Source organism: Haloprofundus sp. MHR1 (assembly GCF_005155585.1).
Classification (GTDB): Archaea; Halobacteriota; Halobacteria; order Halobacteriales; family Haloferacaceae; genus Haloprofundus; species Haloprofundus halophilus.
The window spans coordinates 338,934-355,310 of record NZ_CP039833.1; the positions used below are offsets into that span (position 1 = coordinate 338,934).

17 protein-coding genes are annotated in these 16,377 nt (G+C 54.6%); 12 read left to right on the forward strand and 5 right to left on the reverse strand.

The annotated features are described in order from the left end of the window. The first annotated feature begins 33 nt into the window (after positions 1–33). The 4 genes from FCF25_RS16000 (at position 34) to FCF25_RS01630 (ending at position 3,045) form a co-directional block, all read left to right on the forward strand. Positions 34–486, forward strand: a complete 453-nt coding sequence (locus FCF25_RS16000) for a hypothetical protein (RefSeq protein ID WP_394347882.1) — start codon at positions 34–36, stop codon at positions 484–486. Between the two features lie 168 nt (positions 487–654). Continuing rightward, a complete protein-coding gene (locus tag FCF25_RS01620; RefSeq protein WP_137047088.1) occupies positions 655–1,047 on the forward strand; it encodes a helix-turn-helix domain-containing protein in 393 nt (130 codons plus the stop codon). Between the two features lie 181 nt (positions 1,048–1,228). Next, positions 1,229–2,200, forward strand: coding sequence for an aldo/keto reductase (locus FCF25_RS01625; protein WP_137047089.1), 972 nt, complete (start codon positions 1,229–1,231; stop codon positions 2,198–2,200). Positions 2,201–2,310: 110 nt separating this feature from the next. After that, positions 2,311–3,045 carry an MBL fold metallo-hydrolase gene (locus FCF25_RS01630; protein ID WP_137047090.1) on the forward strand — a complete coding sequence of 245 codons (735 nt, stop codon included), beginning with the start codon at positions 2,311–2,313 and terminating at the stop codon, positions 3,043–3,045. Positions 3,046–3,249: 204 nt separating this feature from the next. Here FCF25_RS01630 and FCF25_RS16005 read toward each other — a convergent pair whose 3' ends face one another. Beyond that, positions 3,250–3,573, reverse strand: a complete 324-nt coding sequence (locus FCF25_RS16005; protein ID WP_137047091.1) for an HNH endonuclease — start codon at positions 3,571–3,573, stop codon at positions 3,250–3,252. Continuing rightward, positions 3,560–3,799, reverse strand: a complete 240-nt coding sequence (locus tag FCF25_RS01640) for a MarR family transcriptional regulator (protein WP_254425876.1) — start codon at positions 3,797–3,799, stop codon at positions 3,560–3,562. The genes FCF25_RS16005 and FCF25_RS01640 overlap by 14 nt, the downstream gene beginning before the upstream one ends. A 165-nt stretch (positions 3,800–3,964) precedes the next feature. On the opposite strand from FCF25_RS01640, the gene FCF25_RS01645 reads away from it, so the two are divergent. From FCF25_RS01645 to FCF25_RS01655, 3 genes are read left to right on the forward strand one after another with little or no spacing between them, the layout of a single operon-like run. Continuing rightward, positions 3,965–4,303, forward strand: coding sequence for a hypothetical protein (locus FCF25_RS01645; protein WP_137047092.1), 339 nt, complete (start codon positions 3,965–3,967; stop codon positions 4,301–4,303). Further along, positions 4,300–4,548 (forward strand): hypothetical protein, encoded by a 249-nt coding sequence (locus FCF25_RS01650; protein WP_137047093.1) that lies wholly within the window; start codon positions 4,300–4,302, stop codon positions 4,546–4,548. Before FCF25_RS01645 ends, FCF25_RS01650 begins: the two co-directional genes overlap by 4 nt. Then, positions 4,545–5,510, forward strand: a complete 966-nt coding sequence (locus FCF25_RS01655) for a hypothetical protein (protein WP_137047094.1) — start codon at positions 4,545–4,547, stop codon at positions 5,508–5,510. The genes FCF25_RS01650 and FCF25_RS01655 overlap by 4 nt, the downstream gene beginning before the upstream one ends. Positions 5,511–5,755: 245 nt before the next feature. Here FCF25_RS01655 and FCF25_RS01660 read toward each other — a convergent pair whose 3' ends face one another. Further along, the gene (locus tag FCF25_RS01660; RefSeq protein ID WP_117594478.1) at positions 5,756–6,037 is read right to left on the reverse strand and encodes a PadR family transcriptional regulator; all 282 of its coding nucleotides are present in this window, start codon (positions 6,035–6,037) and stop codon (positions 5,756–5,758) included. A gap of 211 nt (positions 6,038–6,248) precedes the next feature. Here FCF25_RS01660 and FCF25_RS01665 point away from each other — a divergent pair, with 211 nt between their 5' ends. Continuing rightward, on the forward strand, positions 6,249–7,691 hold the full coding sequence (locus tag FCF25_RS01665) for a sugar transferase (RefSeq protein WP_137047095.1): 1,443 nt from the start codon (positions 6,249–6,251) through the stop codon (positions 7,689–7,691). A gap of 429 nt (positions 7,692–8,120) precedes the next feature. Here the strand turns inward: FCF25_RS01665 and FCF25_RS01670 are convergent, their stop codons facing one another. Further along, positions 8,121–9,320 (reverse strand): glycosyltransferase, encoded by a 1,200-nt coding sequence (locus FCF25_RS01670; protein ID WP_137047096.1) that lies wholly within the window; start codon positions 9,318–9,320, stop codon positions 8,121–8,123. Next, a complete protein-coding gene (locus tag FCF25_RS01675) occupies positions 9,320–10,219 on the reverse strand; it encodes a glycosyltransferase family 1 protein (protein WP_168191183.1) in 900 nt (299 codons plus the stop codon). The genes FCF25_RS01670 and FCF25_RS01675 overlap by 1 nt, the downstream gene beginning before the upstream one ends. Before the next feature lie 347 nt (positions 10,220–10,566). On the opposite strand from FCF25_RS01675, the gene FCF25_RS01680 reads away from it, so the two are divergent. From FCF25_RS01680 to FCF25_RS01695, 4 genes are all read left to right on the forward strand, one after another. Then, complete coding sequence (locus tag FCF25_RS01680; RefSeq protein WP_168191184.1) at positions 10,567–12,162, forward strand: O-antigen ligase; 1,596 nt, start codon at positions 10,567–10,569, stop codon at positions 12,160–12,162. A gap of 75 nt (positions 12,163–12,237) precedes the next feature. Continuing rightward, positions 12,238–13,725 carry a flippase gene (locus FCF25_RS01685; RefSeq protein ID WP_137047099.1) on the forward strand — a complete coding sequence of 496 codons (1,488 nt, stop codon included), beginning with the start codon at positions 12,238–12,240 and terminating at the stop codon, positions 13,723–13,725. Then, positions 13,722–14,789: a glycosyltransferase family 4 protein gene (locus tag FCF25_RS01690; RefSeq protein ID WP_137047100.1), complete on the forward strand. Its 1,068-nt coding sequence runs from the start codon at positions 13,722–13,724 to the stop codon at positions 14,787–14,789. Before FCF25_RS01685 ends, FCF25_RS01690 begins: the two co-directional genes overlap by 4 nt. A 46-nt stretch (positions 14,790–14,835) precedes the next feature. Continuing rightward, positions 14,836–15,765 carry a glycosyltransferase gene (locus FCF25_RS01695; protein WP_137047101.1) on the forward strand — a complete coding sequence of 310 codons (930 nt, stop codon included), beginning with the start codon at positions 14,836–14,838 and terminating at the stop codon, positions 15,763–15,765. Positions 15,766–16,377 lie beyond the last annotated feature (612 nt).

Below are 16,377 nucleotides of genomic sequence, written 5' to 3' on the forward strand. Positions count from 1 at the left end.
GTCGAGATGTACGACGACGGCCGATTTTTCACGATGACTGGCAATCATGTGCTCACAACGCCCGAACAGATTCGTGAGCGTTCGCGCGCGATTCGAAGCGTTCACTCTGACTTCGTTGCCGACTCTGGGTCAACTCGCTCAGGAACGAAATCTACCACGCAACCCCGTAGGCTGTCGTTCTCCTCGAAATTGGATGATGAAGAGATACTCCAACGTGCCCAATCAGCGGCAAACAGTGAGAAGTTCTCTCGACTTTGGAACGGTGATATCAGTGGATACGATAGCCATTCGGAGGCAGATATTGCACTGTGTTGTTTGCTTGCGTTTTGGGCGGGTGGTGATTCCTCACAAGTCGATCGGCTGTTTCGACAGTCTGGATTGGTTCGTGAGAAGTGGGATGAGGTTCACTACGCTGACGGTGCGACCTATGGTGAGATGACTGTTGAGCGGGCGTGTACTCGTGTTACCGACGGATATTCCAGTTGACTCCGTTCCGTTGATTCTGTAGTGAACGCTTGAGGGACAATCTCCGAGATTCGTCTCCAAATTCAGATCATCTGTTTGAATTTCATGCATAACCATTCTCATTCTTGTGAATATTCTACTAGAGAATAACTAAGTACGTAGCAAAACAACTCCCAATCGAGGCAATTCATGGCCGAAACCGACCGTCGCCCTACAGACGAGGTTCGTCAACCAGAGCCACCGCTTCCCGAAGAGAGCGGGTTGACGCTCGAAGAGTACCTCGCAATGCAACAGGCGATCGGCCACCCAACGCGGTTTCGCATCCTGCGAACGCTCGTCGCCAACAACGAACTGAGCGCTGCTAAACTCAAGTCTGCAGTTGGCGTTGAACCCCACAATTTCCACTACCACCTCGATGAGTTGGTCGACGTCGGTCTCGTCGACAAACGCCAACGCCGAACCGCCGACAGCCAAGGCTTCTACACGTACTACCGGCCGACAGCAATGGGATGTGGAATCCTCAAACACGGTGTCGAGGAGCTGATGCGTCGGGAACGTGAGTTCAACGAGGCCTACTCGTAGTCAGATTTCACAGAATCGGGTGACTTTCGGCACTTCCTGAGAACTTCGGTGGTATCGGTCAAACTCGAACACTTGGCGTGTCTTTCCACCGGTAATTGGGAAGAATCGAGAGCGGGACCGTGTTCCGGCAGGGCAGACGGTCCTACCGTATCTTTTTGCCGTTTCTCTGTATCGTCTCGGCATGGAGTACACCACCTTTGGTCGGACCGGAACAACGGTAAGCAAGATCTGTCTCGGCTGCATGAGTTTTGGAACGAACTGGGACGAGTGGATGCTCAACAGAGAAGAGAGCCGCGAACTCATCGAGCGAGCTATCGACCTCGGAATCAACTTCTTCGACACGGCGAACGTCTACTCCTACGGCGAGAGCGAAGAGATTCTCGGCGAAGTACTCTCAGAGTACGACCGCGACGAGTTCGTCGTCGCAACCAAAGTCTATGGGCAGATGGACGAGGACGACCCGAACTCCGGCGGCCTCTCACGGAAGAGTATCGAACAGGAGTTAGAAAATTCGCTCAACCGATTGGGCATGGACACGGTTGACCTCTACCAGATCCATCGCTTCGATTACGACACGCCCATCGAGACGACGCTTCGCGCGCTGGACGACGCGGTTCGCCGCGGGAAGGTGCGCCACATCGGTGCGTCGTCGATGTGGGCACACCAGTTCGCCGAGGCCCTCCATACGTCCAATAGTCTCGGTCTAGAGCGGTTCGTCTCGATGCAGAACCTCTACAACCTCGCTTATCGAGAGGAGGAGCGAGAGATGCTGCCGCTCTGTGAGAAAGAGGACATCGCGGTGATGCCGTGGAGTCCGCTGGCGGCGGGCTTTCTCACACGTCCCTACGGAGAGTTCGACGCGACGACGCGCGGTGAACACGAGTCCTCGCTCGGGCGTGGCTACACCAAGGGCGGCGGTCCCGAGATAAATCAGCGTGTGCAGGAACTCGCCGACGAAAAGGGCGTGAAGATGGCACAGATTGCGCTCGCATGGCAGTTCCACAAAGAATGGGTGACGACGCCGATCGTCGGAACGTCGAGTATCGAACATCTCGAAGACGCTGTGGAAGCGCTCGACATCTCCCTGTCGGATTCTGACATTGAGTACCTCGAAGAGCCATACGAGCCGATTCCGGTGTCAGGACACGAGTGAACCTGGTTTGGTCACCCAAAGCACCGGCTCTGTTGAAGTGGTTACTATCTGATGGTGTTTCTGCAATTGTGAGTAGACGATAACTAGCTGCCTGTCGAAGGTTCTCTCGCATGTCGACCAGCTCAAACCTCAGTGTTCGTCTCGTACGGAATGCGACTGTCCTCGTGACCGTGAGCGAGACGACGTTCCTCGTCGATCCTTTGTTTGCGGCTCCCGGTGATTTGCCGCCCATACAGAATACGCCGAACGACCGTTCGAATCCGCTTGTCCCACTGCCAGACATCGAACTGTCCTACGACGCCGTGGCCGTCACTCACCGTCATCCGGACCACTTCGACGAGGCAGCAACGGAGGAACTTGACGCCGACGTCCCGTTGTTCTGTCAGCCTGTGGAAGCAGACGCCTTCGGAGACGACGGGTTCACCGACGTCCGACCGGTTGACGACGAGGTCTCGTTCGACGGGGTCACACTGCATCGAACGCCTGGCCGTCATGGACACGGACAGCTAGCCGAGGAGATGGGGCCTGTCTCCGGATTCATCTTTGAAGCCGACAAGACGCTGTACCTCGCTGGTGACACGGTCTGGTACGATGCGGTCGAACGGACACTTGACCAGTTTACACCGGATATGGTTATCCTCAACGGCGGCGAAGCACAGTTCAATCACGGCGAACCGATTACGATGGGAGTTGAGGACATCGTCGCCGTCCGCGGCGCCACTGATGGCATCGTCGGTGTCGTCCACATGGAGGCGATCAACCACTGCCTTCTCACCCGCGACGAATTGCGGTCGAAAACGGAGAACGTCCACGTTCCTGAAGACGGAGCACAGATTTCGCTATAATAGGAACCGTTTCCGAAGGGGTGGTTCTTCAGCACATCGGGGATACTGGCAGTAGGCAAGCGCACGCGATTTACCTACAAGCCAGGTAACCTGTAGAACTCTCGCCGTTCTCTTGAGAAAGTACGATGACTTCCGCCAATCCCAATCAGATTTCGGCGAGGCCGAGCTGTATTCGAGTGCGGTATCGACCTCGTCTATCACTTCTTAGTGATCGTGTTTTTGCCGGTGGCAGCCCTTACAGAGTGTCTGAAGATTCTCTAAGTAGTTGTTCTGCTTATCCTCATCAATGTGGTGAACATGCAGTATGACCGTGCCGCCCTGTTTTTGCGACAGACAGCCGCACTCTACGCACGTGTATTCATCCCGTTCAACGGTCCGTCTTCGTTGACGTGCCCAGTGAGGACCGTATGGTGACTTTCTCTCATAGGGGTATGGCGGTTCGTGCATATTCCCATAGTGTGATTTGAAGGCCTTCATACAGGGCGCTGTGTAGAAACAGCCCTCCTCAGGACAGTCAATCCTCTCCATGCGTTTCTCGGGGGTCGTTCACAAACTCATATAACCCGTATCCTAAGGAACGGATGTGGCCCTCTCGCTTAAGGATCACAAGACGTTCACGGACGTATTGCTTTGAGTAGTCCAAGCGTTCGGCCAATAGAGGAGCATTTGCCCGGCCTGTTTTCAACTCATCCAGAATTCCTTTATCCGCGTCACGGAGGTGTTCAGGATTCATGGATGCGATTTCTGAACTCATCTACAAATGTATGATGCATGGCGATGTTTATTAACCTACGGTCGCAAGCCTACAACCAATAGGTTTACGTCTAAGCGATGTTTAGGACTCATTGACGAAAGCATGGTATAGCCGAGAAATCGGCCGGCGTTGCACCGCCGACCACGCTTTCGAGCGAGCGAAAGCATGTCAACAAACGCAACCAGCAGTGAAAACTGCACCGACAGTCGAAAGACAGGCGAAGCAATCACCAACATTCGAGATCTCCGTCGTGGAGATCAGGTACTCTTCGACGACCGGTCGAAGCCACTCACCGTCGTCAACCTCGGTACCCGCGAGTTTCCTGTCGTCAACGGCGAAGACCAACTCATCCACCTCGTCAAAGTCCGTGGTGACTGGGCGAACGCCAAAACCTACATCCTCGGTACCCAGCGAAATATCTGGACCGGAGAGTCCACAGGAATCATCTGTGAACAGACTGGGGTTGTCCAGACGCTTTGGCGTGTCGCGGAGGCCACAGCATGAGCACCTTCGACAACCAGCCCGAGACAGAGTTCTGCTATGGCTGTCAACGCGAACGGCTCGACTGTAACCACTCACAGGATGGCGGCGACTCAGAGACGGAACTGACGACGTGTGAGGTCTGTGGTGCAGTCGGGCTCCCCGAACGCATTCTTGAGCACGACTGCCGGACGTTCCTCGACGAACCCTCGCAGAAGACCACGGTTGGATGTGACTCTGCTATCGCTTCCTCGGAGGGAGACCGATGAGCGTCGATGTCGACACCGTCGCTTCCAACGAAGAGGCGATCGAGGCGCTCACCTCGCGACTTGACTCCTTAGAGGAAGAACTTGAGCGTCGACCAACACGCGAAGAGGTTGATCAGTTACGTGCAGAACTCACGGACGTCCGCGAAGAGAATGCACGACTCCGTCGACAATTAGACGACCACCGTGACGAGCAGCGCTTCGTCGAAATCCGAGGCGAACTCACCGATGAAGGACATGCGAAAAATCCCAAGGACATCTACATCGGTGGCGTCCCGATCGGCTCAGCGTTGTCGACGACGAAATCGCTAGTTCGAGACCTCAAAGAGTACGTCGAGACAGGAGAACGTACAGCCACGCGCAAAGAACTCATGCGCGATTCGTTGGTGCCGCTGCACAAACTCCATCAGGACTACCGCGACGGCGACGCCGAATACCTCCGCGAAGAAAAGCACGCAAGCACTCGCAGGGCAGTCCGCTTATTCCGGGATGTAATCGAACGCGGACAGCGTTCTGGTGACGAGTATCAGTACAGCTCAAAGCAGGCCAAGCGTTGTCTCCGCAACGCAGGAGATATGACGCGGAGTGGACAGTCGACGACTGTTCGACGTGCCTTCCTCGCGTTCGAAGACTTCACCCGGAAAGGAGGACAAGAGCCTCTTTTCGAGTTCCGTGGCAAGGACAAACCGGGCAAGGAGAATTCCTTAGTCGCAGATGTAGGTCGACTCACAGACTACATGGACGGTCTCGAAGACGCAATGGAGGAAATTGAGACTGGAAACTTCGAGGATGAGACTGTGGACACGGAGACGACTACAGACGGCCACGAGCGGTCGGCAGTAGAAGACGCTCGTACTGACGCAGATGCGTTGTTCGAATCGATACAGCAAGCCACCAGAAGTGACTCTGGAAACGCCTCTCACACAAAACAATCCATACCTGACGCCGCTGTAAGCACGAGGTGAGAAACAAGCGTAAGTCAACATCCAGGGTGAGAACCCGAACCTCTCTCAGCAGATACACGTCTGATTGGGCTCAGACAAACGCAGTGTGTATACAACACTTCGCTACTGCAGAGTCTACTTTGTGAGCGGACGTGAAGCGGACGCGAATCGAGTTTACCTGAGACTTTTCGAGGGGCTTTGAGCTTACGCAACTGTCTCGGACGCGCTTACAGCGGCGTCAGGAAGCTTTCAGGCACCGTGTCGAATCACGCTTCGACCGATCGGTATTGATCTTCCCACGACCGCCGCTTGCGGATCGCTTCTTTCCCGTTCTCCGTAATTGCATAGTAGTTCGTTCGACGGTCTATCGGACCTTTCTCGACGTATGATTTGTTGACGAGGGTGTCGAGGTTCGGGTAGAGCTGTCCGTGGTTGATTTCGCCGTCGACGTACGATTCGAGTTCGTCTTTGACTTGCTGTCCCGAAGGTTGATCGAGTCCAGAAATCACGTACAGGAGATCTCGTTGGAAACCACTCAAGTTGTGCATATGACACAACCAACGAACTCGTGTATAACGTTTCACAGTGTCACTTTCACCGACAGTTTGTGAGTGGACTGTAGATTGCGAGCGTGGATACCTGAGCCACTCACCGTAGAATCGGCCGACTCGAAATTGTTAGTACACGTATTTTTGATTCCGAGCTGCATCTTTGGCCTAATCATAGCGTTTATCTGCTGCCGATTTATTCCATGATACGATGCTTACAGGGTGGCGGTACCGGGTCGTCAGCGTCGTCGGCGCTGCCAGTCTCACGGCCCTCGCGGTGTACTTCGCCAACCATCCGCTTCCGCAGTGGCTGTTTACGACGTACGTTCCGCTGTTCGACCGCCTCGACGCACACGTTCTCGAAGGGACCTCGCTCAGCCGTGCGGTCTGGACGGCGGTTCTCGCCGTGCTCGCGAGCTTAGTGCCGCTGTACAAGCCGCGCCCGCGTCGGATTCTCGACGTCGTCGCGCTCACGCAGAAACTCGTCCTCGTCGCCGGTCTCGCGCTCGCGACGTTCGGTTACTTCGAGTGGTCGCACAGACTCCCGCGCGCGACGCTCGTGATGGTCGTCGGTCTGTTGCTGGTCGCGCTGCCGGCGTGGTTCGTCTGGATTCGCCGTCGACCGCCCGCGGAGTCCGGGCGGACGGTCATCGTCGGCGACGACCCGACGCTCATCGAGCGCATCGCTCAGGAGGTGTCATTGTCCGTGTTGGGCTACGTCTGCCCGACGAGCGCGCTGCCGCGTACCCGCCGGCGTGCAGTCGTCGACGACGACACGGCGGCGACCGACGCGAGGGCCGACGGCGGTAACGTGCTTCCGGAACTCACGCATCTCGGCGGGTTCTCCCGGCTAGACGACGTGCTCGTCGAGCAGCACGTCGACACCGTCGTGCTGGCGTTCATGCGCCCCGACCGCGCGGAGTTCTTCGGCGCGATCGACGCGTGCCACGAACACGGCGTCGAGGTGAAGGTGCACCGCGACTACGCCGATTCGGTGTTGACCGCCGAATCGAGCGTGGGGACGCTGGTCGACGTGGACGTCGAACCGTGGGACATGCAGGATTACATGCTGAAGCGTGGGTTCGACGTAGTGTTCGCGGCGGCGGGGTTGCTCGTTCTCTCGCCGCTTCTCTTACTCGTCTCGCTCGCGATCAAACTCGACAGCGACGGGCCGGTGTTGTACGAACAAGAGCGGACAGCCGTCTTCGGCGAGACGTTCAGCGTCTACAAGTTCCGGAGTATGGTTGAGGACGCCGAGGCCGAGACGGGGGCGGTGGTGAGCGAGGAAGACGCCGGTGGAGTTGACCCCCGCGTGACTCGCGTCGGGAAGGTGCTTCGGCGGACGCACATCGACGAGATTCCCCAGCTCTGGGCGATTCTCGTCGGGCAGATGAGCGTCGTCGGCCCCCGACCGGAGCGTCCCGAGTTGGATTCGGATATTCAATCCGGTGTGGCGGACTGGCAGAAACGGTGGTTCATCAAACCAGGGCTGACCGGATTGGCGCAGGTCAACCAGGCGACAGGCCATGAGCCGGACGAGAAGATTCGCTACGACATCGAGTACGTTCGACGGCAGTCGCTGGGGTATGATACGAAGATTGTTATGCGACAGTTGTGGTTGGTTCTCGAAGATATCGTGGAGTACCTTCGGTGAGGCCGAACCGAACGAACCATACTGCTCGTTCTGCAAGCGCTGCGTAATGCGAATTCTCCGCGTCGCGCAGACGCTGTATCCGGAGGTGAAGGGCGGCAGTGCGTACCGCGTCCATGCGATGAGTCGCGATCAAGCGGCGATGGGGTTACGACGTAACGTTGTTGACGCTCTCGCGTAGCGTCAACGAATCGCACCGAGAGTGCTGAGACGGCTATGATCTCGTGCGCTATCCGGTGACGACAAGTTCGCTCGACAACAACATCTCGCTCGGTGTGGCGTTTTTTCTTCGGGACACTCATTCCTACGACGTGGTTCACGCGCACTCGAACCTGTACTCACTCGCCTTGCCTACCTGTAGAAGTGTACACGCGAGCACTAAATGTGACTGAGTACAAGATTCGTTCAAAAATGGACAATCGACTCGTGTAATCACTCGCGGGAGGCTTCGAGGGTTTCCCCCACAGTCTTACGGAGATATTTCCCGATACGTTCCCACGTGTATTGGGACGCGACGAGATCGCGTGCCGCACGACCAATCTGTCGGCGACGCTCTACATTCGATAGTAGGGCGGTAGCTTCCGCGGCGAATGATTGCGGGTCGTCAGCGACGACGAGGTGTCGTCCGTCGTCCGCATTGATTCCTTCCCTAGCGAGGGAAGTGACTACAATAGGGCGGCCGAGCGCCATCGCTTCAAGAACCTTGTTCTGTAACCCTGCGCCGTGGCGCATTGGTGCAACGACTACGTCTGCCCGATTAAGGTACTCTCGGGGATCCTCGACGAACCCGGTGACGGTGACACCGGGAATGTCGTCAAGAACGGCCACTTTGTCGCTCGGGCTAGAACCCACTACGAAAAACTCGGCAGCAGGATACGTCTCGCGGACCTGCGGGAATACCTCGCTAGCGAAGTATTCGGCCGCGTTCTCGTTTGGGAAGTAATCCATCTTCCCGAGGAAGACGATCGTCGGTGCTGACTCCACTACGCGGTGGGCGGCAGGTTCGCGCTCAAGTAGTTCGGGTTTCACGCCGTTCGGGAGGACCGAGGGTGAGGGGTATGATCCACCGTCGGTGATGAACGCTCGGTCGGCGGTCGTGATAATGAACGCCCGGTCGAACGCGCGCACGACTCGGCGTTCGTACCGCCGCAGTCGCCGATACTCCAACGGATAGATGAACCGCCAGAGCCCGCTCGCGTCCCGGCTCGCCTCCCGGTAGTTCCGGGAGATGGCATCCACAAGGTCGACCACTTTTGGCGTTGAGCGGCCCCTAACGTACTCCGTGGTACGGACATGGTTGCAGTACAATAGATCGAACCGGTGTTCGTGCTCGTCCAGCCATGTGTTCACCGCCCCGAAGTGGAAGTAGTGTGCCTGGAGTGGACGCCGCGAAAACAGACCGGGGACGGTGTTCAGGTAGAATCGGGACGATGGGTGGGAGAAAACGTTGACGTCCGCGAACACCGATTCGAGTTCGGAGATTGCTTTGTCGTCGACCGGAGCTTCGTCCACGACCAGCAGTTCGACGTCGTGCTCGAGTGCGAGTTCGCGGGCGGTGTAGAACATCCGTATTTTCGCGCCTCCGGTCAGCGGATACGGGAGTCGGGAACAGAGGACGAGTATGCGGGCCATCAGTTGCGTCGAACCGTGTCGAGCGCGTTACTGATGGTGTGCGCCGTACTCTTCCATGTGAACTGTTTTGCTCGTATCAGTCCGCGTTCCCTGTATGTCTGCGTGAGGTCTGAGTCCGTCAGCAGTCGTGCGATGGCGTCGGCGAGCGCATCGGGGTCGGTGGGGTCAACCGTGATGCCGGCGTCACCGACGACTTCGGGTAGCGAGGAGCGGTCGGATGTGACAACGGGCGTCCCCGACTGCATCGCCTCCAGTGGCGGGATTCCGAACCCCTCGTAGAGAGAGGGGTAGACGAAGACGGACGCGAGGTTATATAGCAACGGAAGGTCGTCATCGGGAACGTATCCAGGGCGGTGGACGAGTCCATCCGACCACGCGGCGTTGAGAGTGTCTGCGAACTCCGGGTCCGGGACGTGGTCTTGGCCGACAATGACTGCGGGGAGCCGGTCGGACTCAGGGAGCCGTGCGAGCGCACGAACCAGCGTCGAGACGTTCTTTCGGGGCTCGACGTTTCCGACAAACAGCACGAACTCGTCGGGGAGGTCGTACTCCTCATGGAGTTGCTTGCGGTCGTCGTCAGAAAGGGTGCGCGGTCGGAACCGGTCGTCTGCGGCGGGCGGCGCAACGGATACCTGAGAGTCGGGGACGTCGAAGAACCGCTGGAGGTCTCGTTTCGTACTTTCGGAGACAGTGACGATGTGGTCGGCTGTGCGGACCGAGAGCGGGAGGAACGTCCGGAGGTAGGCACGGTACGGTGCAGTGTGAACAGCGGGATGGACGCGGTGTACAAGGTCGTGGACGACAATAACGCTTGGCGCAGGGCAGTAGACGGGTTTGAGGAAGTTCGGGCCGAGGAAACAGTCGACATCGTCCTCGCGGAGGGCGAGCGGGAGCGTCACATTCACCCACCACGCTGGTGCAGCGGGACCAAGAGCGCGGTCCACCACCCGGGACGCTCGCAGCGGGGTCGACGGTATTGACATGGATGGCTCGTTCTCGGTCGGCAGGCGATAGTACCCACGCGGGGTCTGGGAGAACGCAGACGCGGAGACGACGCCGCGGAGGTAGTTTCCGACCCCGGAGGTGGCCCCGACGAGTGAGCGCGAATCGATTCCAACAGGCACTATTATCGCTAGCGGGTGTCGGCACCTTAGCCGCTTCGTATTAGAACCCAACGGCGTTATTAGTTACCGATAGAAATAGACGCTATCGGATGAAGTATCGAGAGCGAGGAATCGAGTGGAGTTTGTCGGACATCGACAGCTACGTCGTTTTCCTGTGTCTTGGTCTGGGCGTGTTCGCGCCCGTAGTGGGTGTCCTGTTTGAATCGGTTGTCCCGTACCCCGCACTGCTGGCGATCGTCGCGGTCACGGTCGGTTACGGTGCGCTCGTCGTGCAGCGAGGCACAGTCGTCGGTGGCGCGGTCGTCGCGCTCGTGATTACGTCAACGTTCGCACTAAACGTCCCGCTGACCTCGCCTTACGTACCGCTCTTCGACGAGTGGTATCTCCGGAATGTGACGGGGTTCTTCGGGCCCTCGCTTTGGGCGTTCCAACTTCCGCTCCTCGTCCTCGCCGCTGTAGGCGTTAAGAACGGCTGGTATCGCCGGGATCGGTACAAGAAATCGGAGTTTGCGCTGGGGGGCGTGGTCGTCTGGGCGGCGCTCTCAGCGGTGTTCGGTAGTCCGAGTCATCCTATGGTCGCCGCATTCTTCACTGTATACCTCTTGCAGGTGTGGCTCGCGTCCGTTACGGTTGGCCGTGCAATTGACGACGCATATATCACTGCCGGCGATACGGTACGTCTCGTTGTTGTCGCCGTGACGCTCCACACTGCGGTCGCGGCCGCGCAGTTCCTCAACGCGCGGTCGTTCGGCCTGTCGCACCTCGGCGGAGGTGCGGAACCGACCACGGCGCTCTTGCACGTTCCGGGCGGACTGCAAGTGGAGATGGGCCTTTTCGTCACTGGCTTCACGGGGATGGCGTATGCCTATGCCGCCCTCACGGTGCTCGTTGTTCCGGTCGTCGTTGCGCTCGCGCTCACGAACGAGGACCGAGCGCGGAAGATGGGATTGACACTTCTCGCAGTGGCGATGGTCTTCCTGAACCGCGCGACGACTAGCGATGCGGCGCGGGGGGCGATGCTTGTCTCGTTAGCGGCGTTCGCTGTTCTCCTGTTGCTCGCCAATAGACAGCGGGTACGTGAGACTACCCACACGATGGCCGAATACGTTTTCTTCGGCGTGATCATGTCGGCCATCACGCTTGCACCGTCCGATGTTACGCGACAGAACAACGCCCCGGAGGAACAGGGCTCAAACGGTTCGGGGAACGCAACAGGGAGTCCAGATTTGGGGATGAGTGAAGGGACGTCAGTAACGCCGGATGGGTCAGCACCCGCCGTTCAAATACCGGACTGGTTGTACGAAAATCCCCTATTCAGCGTAAATTCACTCGAAATCCGTCTGAAACAGTATCTCGCATCTCTTGATATCATCGTTCGAGAACCCCTATTCGGGATTGGTGGCGTTAACTTTCGATATATCGCGTCCGAATATGGTATCTCGCCACCGATGGGGGTTCACAACATCTATCTGATGATTGCTACAGGAATCGGTATTCCAGGATTGGTCTTCTATATTGTAGCAGTGCTTCTGGTCCTCCAGAGAATACTTCGAACGGTGTTTGAAGAGGAGGCCGATAGGGTAGTTCAATCTGGAATATTTGCAGGTATACTTGGCTGCTTGGCGTTCGGTCTACTTGATCACGTGGTCCTTGACCGGTTCACAGTCATATTACCGTTCTGGATACTTGCTGCCAGTACCGTATACGTCGATAGGTGATTGAATTATCTGGCTCAGAATTGAGCAGGCTCGTGAGCGAAAGACAGTTCAACTGTTCAGTAATCATATCAGACCGTGTCTACTGAGCGCGGAATAGAATTTGAAGAACAGATCTCGGAACGGTTAGCTGCGGTTGTATCCTCTACCGGTCTCTCTGTCGTAGGTAGATGCTTCGCGATGGCGCTTGGGCTAGGTGTGCAAATAGCAGTTGGATCTCTACTCGGCCCGGAGGCGTTCGGAAAATACGCGATCATAATAGGGATGATAGTATTAGCAGGAACGGCCTCTCGACTCGGCTTGAGCAGAGGCATAATAAAGTATGCCGACTCCACGGATAGACAGCGGTCGGCGCCAATTTTCCTGACCAGTATTGCTATTTCACTCGTTACCGGGAGCGCAATCGCAGTATCAATGATTGTCTTCTCTGCCAAAATAGGCCGATTATTCAACTTTGATGTAGTAACACTGTTGTATATTTCAGTCTGGTCAATCCCGTTTGTTGCTGCATCCGGGGTGATTGCTAATGGATTGCGAGCATTCAATTCTGCAAGAGATTACATAATCATAGATTTAATTCTAAAACCGAGCCTCGTATTCGTGTTTCCAGTCTCCCTAATAGCTCTGAATACAGGCATAGTTGGTGCCCTTGGGGGATATGCGGTTGCGCAAATAGTCATATTTCTCGTAGCCTTTAGTTTCGTTCCCCGAAGTAGGGATGACTCACTGTTCGTTTCGGCATCGCGGGCAAGTGATCTCTTGAGATTCTCCATCCCCGTCCTAGGCAGTACACTGTCCACGTTCCTCCTGCTGTGGATAGACAAGTTCATTCTTGGAGCACTAAGGAGTGCATCAGAAGCCGGAATATACCAAGCATCTTTCAAATTAGCATCTGTATTGGTGATTCCTTCGTTCGCACTTGGCTTATTGATTGAGCCCCTGTTTGCGACTTTGGAAGAAGATGTTGATCAAATCCGAGATTTATATCCAGTGTTTTCCAGATGGTTGTTTATATCAACTATCACGGGTTTCGTGCTGCTTATTGGTTTCAGGAATACTCTTCTGAGCCTTTTCGGAAGAGAATTTATTCAAGGTGGGGTGGCACTCATGCTGATTGCCACCGCACATGTTGTCCATTCTCTGGCTGGTCCAGCGGCGCATTCACTGAACATGGCTGTGAGTTCTAGACTTGATCTCATCAACACAGGTATAGCAGTAATCGCAAATGTCGTTCTCAATATCCTGCTTATTCCTCAGTTTGGGTATGTTGGAGCGGCTGTCGCGACCGCCAGTTCAATGGCGTTGATGGAAGCACTTCGCCTATTGGAAATCTATCAATACTTGGGGATTAACCCATTTTCCAAGGATCACCTACGGGCGAGCATAATACCAGTGTTGACGGCAGGTCTCATCACGGCTCTAGAGATAGCTGACCTGCCTCAACTAATAGCACTTCTTGGGGCGACCGTAGGAGCAGGCATACTTTTCATTTTAGGTTTATCCAGGGTCACGATAGACGAAAGAGATAACATCATCAAAGACACGCTACTAAGGTTAATTACATGAGCGATATAGCAGTTTTCTGTTCGTCATATTTCCCTAATCCGGTGGGAGGAGGGGAACGTACTGCAAAATGGATTGTTGATTATCTGAAAAAAACATTCAATCCAACAATATATTCATTCGGAGACGTATATAAACGGTATGAGTGGGACGGTGTTCCAATAGTACAGTTGAAGACCCCCTCGCTCGCAAGGACATCAGCCAGGCCCTATGCTCTATCTCAAAGGTTAGTCAAAGAAGGTCAGAAACACGATCTTATATACTGCCATGGGTTGTCTGGACCACATGCGATCTCGGCAGCTGTCGCTTCGCTCACTAGTAAGACCAAGTTAGTATATCACACACATAGCTCATTCATGGGTCGTGAGTCAGCTAAACACAGATATCTTCTAAGGCCACTAATTAGAGCGGAAACAGCGATAGCTGACAGTGTGATATTCGTTTCAAATCTTGAAAAGAAAGAGTTAGTCACTAGAGGATATATATCTGATTCGGGAGAAATTGTCATTGAGAATGGGGTTACACATGTGGATGTTGATTCCGAGAAGTTCGAAGCTCTTCTTGACGATAGGGTAAATCACTCGGTCAGCGAATACATCCTGAGCGTAGGAGATGTTACTCCAGAGAAGGGGCAAGAGAAGACTGTGAACGCACTTAAAGAAATACCGCAGGTCGATTACATACTCATCGGCGAAGTGAAGAGAGACCCAATTCATGTAGCTGAGCAGCACGGCGTTGAGGACCGCGTCCATGTATTGGGACCACTTAGCTACGAACTTACTCGATCGGCGATGGCGGGTGCAAGTTGTCTTATGCATATTTCCGACTGGGAGTCGTATGGTCTCGTCGTAGCAGAGGCACTCGCGGAAGGAACACCGTGCGTAGTGACGGATAATTGTGGTGTGGCCAGCCTAATTGAAAATGGCGAGAACGGATATATTGTCGGGCATGACTCAGATATTTCAGAGATAGTCAAAAAATGTGCAAATGTCAATCCATCGCCCAAATTCAGAAGTTGGAAGGATGTTGCCAGCGAAGTCAGTCACGAACTCAATCAGCAACTGTAAGAAGCGGTATCCTCTTACTACTCGGTTCTCATAGGATAGTCAAGCCGTGCGCAACATTTTGACGATAAACAGGCATACACCGTATTTATATCTTCTCAGTCGTGCAGATGTTAACCTCTATGTGGTCAACAGGTGGGAAGAAGAGACGCGGCCAATTCCTGAAAACGTAAAGATGATCGACAAAATTGACGAGGAACTCATCAAACGGATGGATGCGGTAATTAGCCATCAGCTATCGGATTTATGGCCACTACTCCCGAAGAGCGCTATACACCGAACAAAATTAATACAGGTAATCCACGGGAACCGCAAACACCCGGGGTCGGATCAGAATTACATGAGACAGAAAGCAAAGAGCGGCCTTGCTCATGCACTCCGACCGCTCGTGAAACAAGACAAGTTTGACGTTGTATTTATATCGAAGTTCGTAGCAGAGACATGGCCCTTCGAAGGAACGACAATCAGACATGGCATTCCGACAGAGCAATTTCCAGAGTGGTCAGGAGCAAAACAGAGCGGAGTCGTCGTAGCTAACCATTTAGAAAGGCCTCATTTCCGGACAAATGCACTCAAATATCTTCTTGAGAAAACATCTATCAAAATTGTGGGGAAGAACCCCAGTATAGAGGAGGCTAGCCCGGAAGGATGGACGACCTTGCTCCAGACATATAAGTCACATAGATATTATCTTAACCTGACTAAACCTCCGGAGAATTCATACAACCTGGGACTTCTTGAGGCCATGGCCGCCGGACTTCCCATAATCACGTGGGAACACCCAAATCAAATTATTCAAGACGGAGTAGAGGGATTCGTCGTCGCAAACGCTGAAGAGGCGTACACTCGGATAGAACAGCTTAGAAACAATCGGGAGCTCGCCTCTTCTCTCGGCCAAAATGCAAAGCGATTCGTAGAGGAAGAATATGATATCAAGAGGTTCACTGTCCACTGGGAACAGTTGATAGACGCAGTGTAATTAGGATTTGGTGGACCAAATATGCTAGATGACGGTTTCCATGTCGTACCAGAAGTCCTAACCCCAATATATTCGACATTATAGCGGATTTTCTTCCCAGGTTCGTTGCTGGTAAAATCGTGGATTTGCGCTAGTCCACCAGACGAGGTTTGACGAAATAACGGTGATTCCACTCTTCGACACCCAGATGTTCGAAAAATCTGACGTTAGCGGCTTTGCCATCGCCACGGGCGCTCGTCTGATGGTTTACTGTGAGCGCTTCGTCAAGACGCAATTTGGCGCGCTGGTCATCGGAGCCTTGGAACCGCCGGAGCTGTCTAGTGTATATGTGGCGACTGAGAACGGCCGTGAGACAAATAATTTCGAGAGGGTGCACTTCCGATAAGCTGGTTTCCCACAGGGTTTTCGTGAGTGCTAGCGTTCTAAAACGTTCTTTTCCATTCGGACTCCTTAGCCCCTTGACAGTCGTATTTTATTTGAGGTTGAACTAATCTAAAGATCGGCCACGTACCCTCTCAAACTCAGTAACTGAGTGTGAATTTGAATAAAGTCCGCAGAGTCTGCTTAGTAACCCGAGTATATATCGACGCGCGTGGTGATAATTTATTAGTA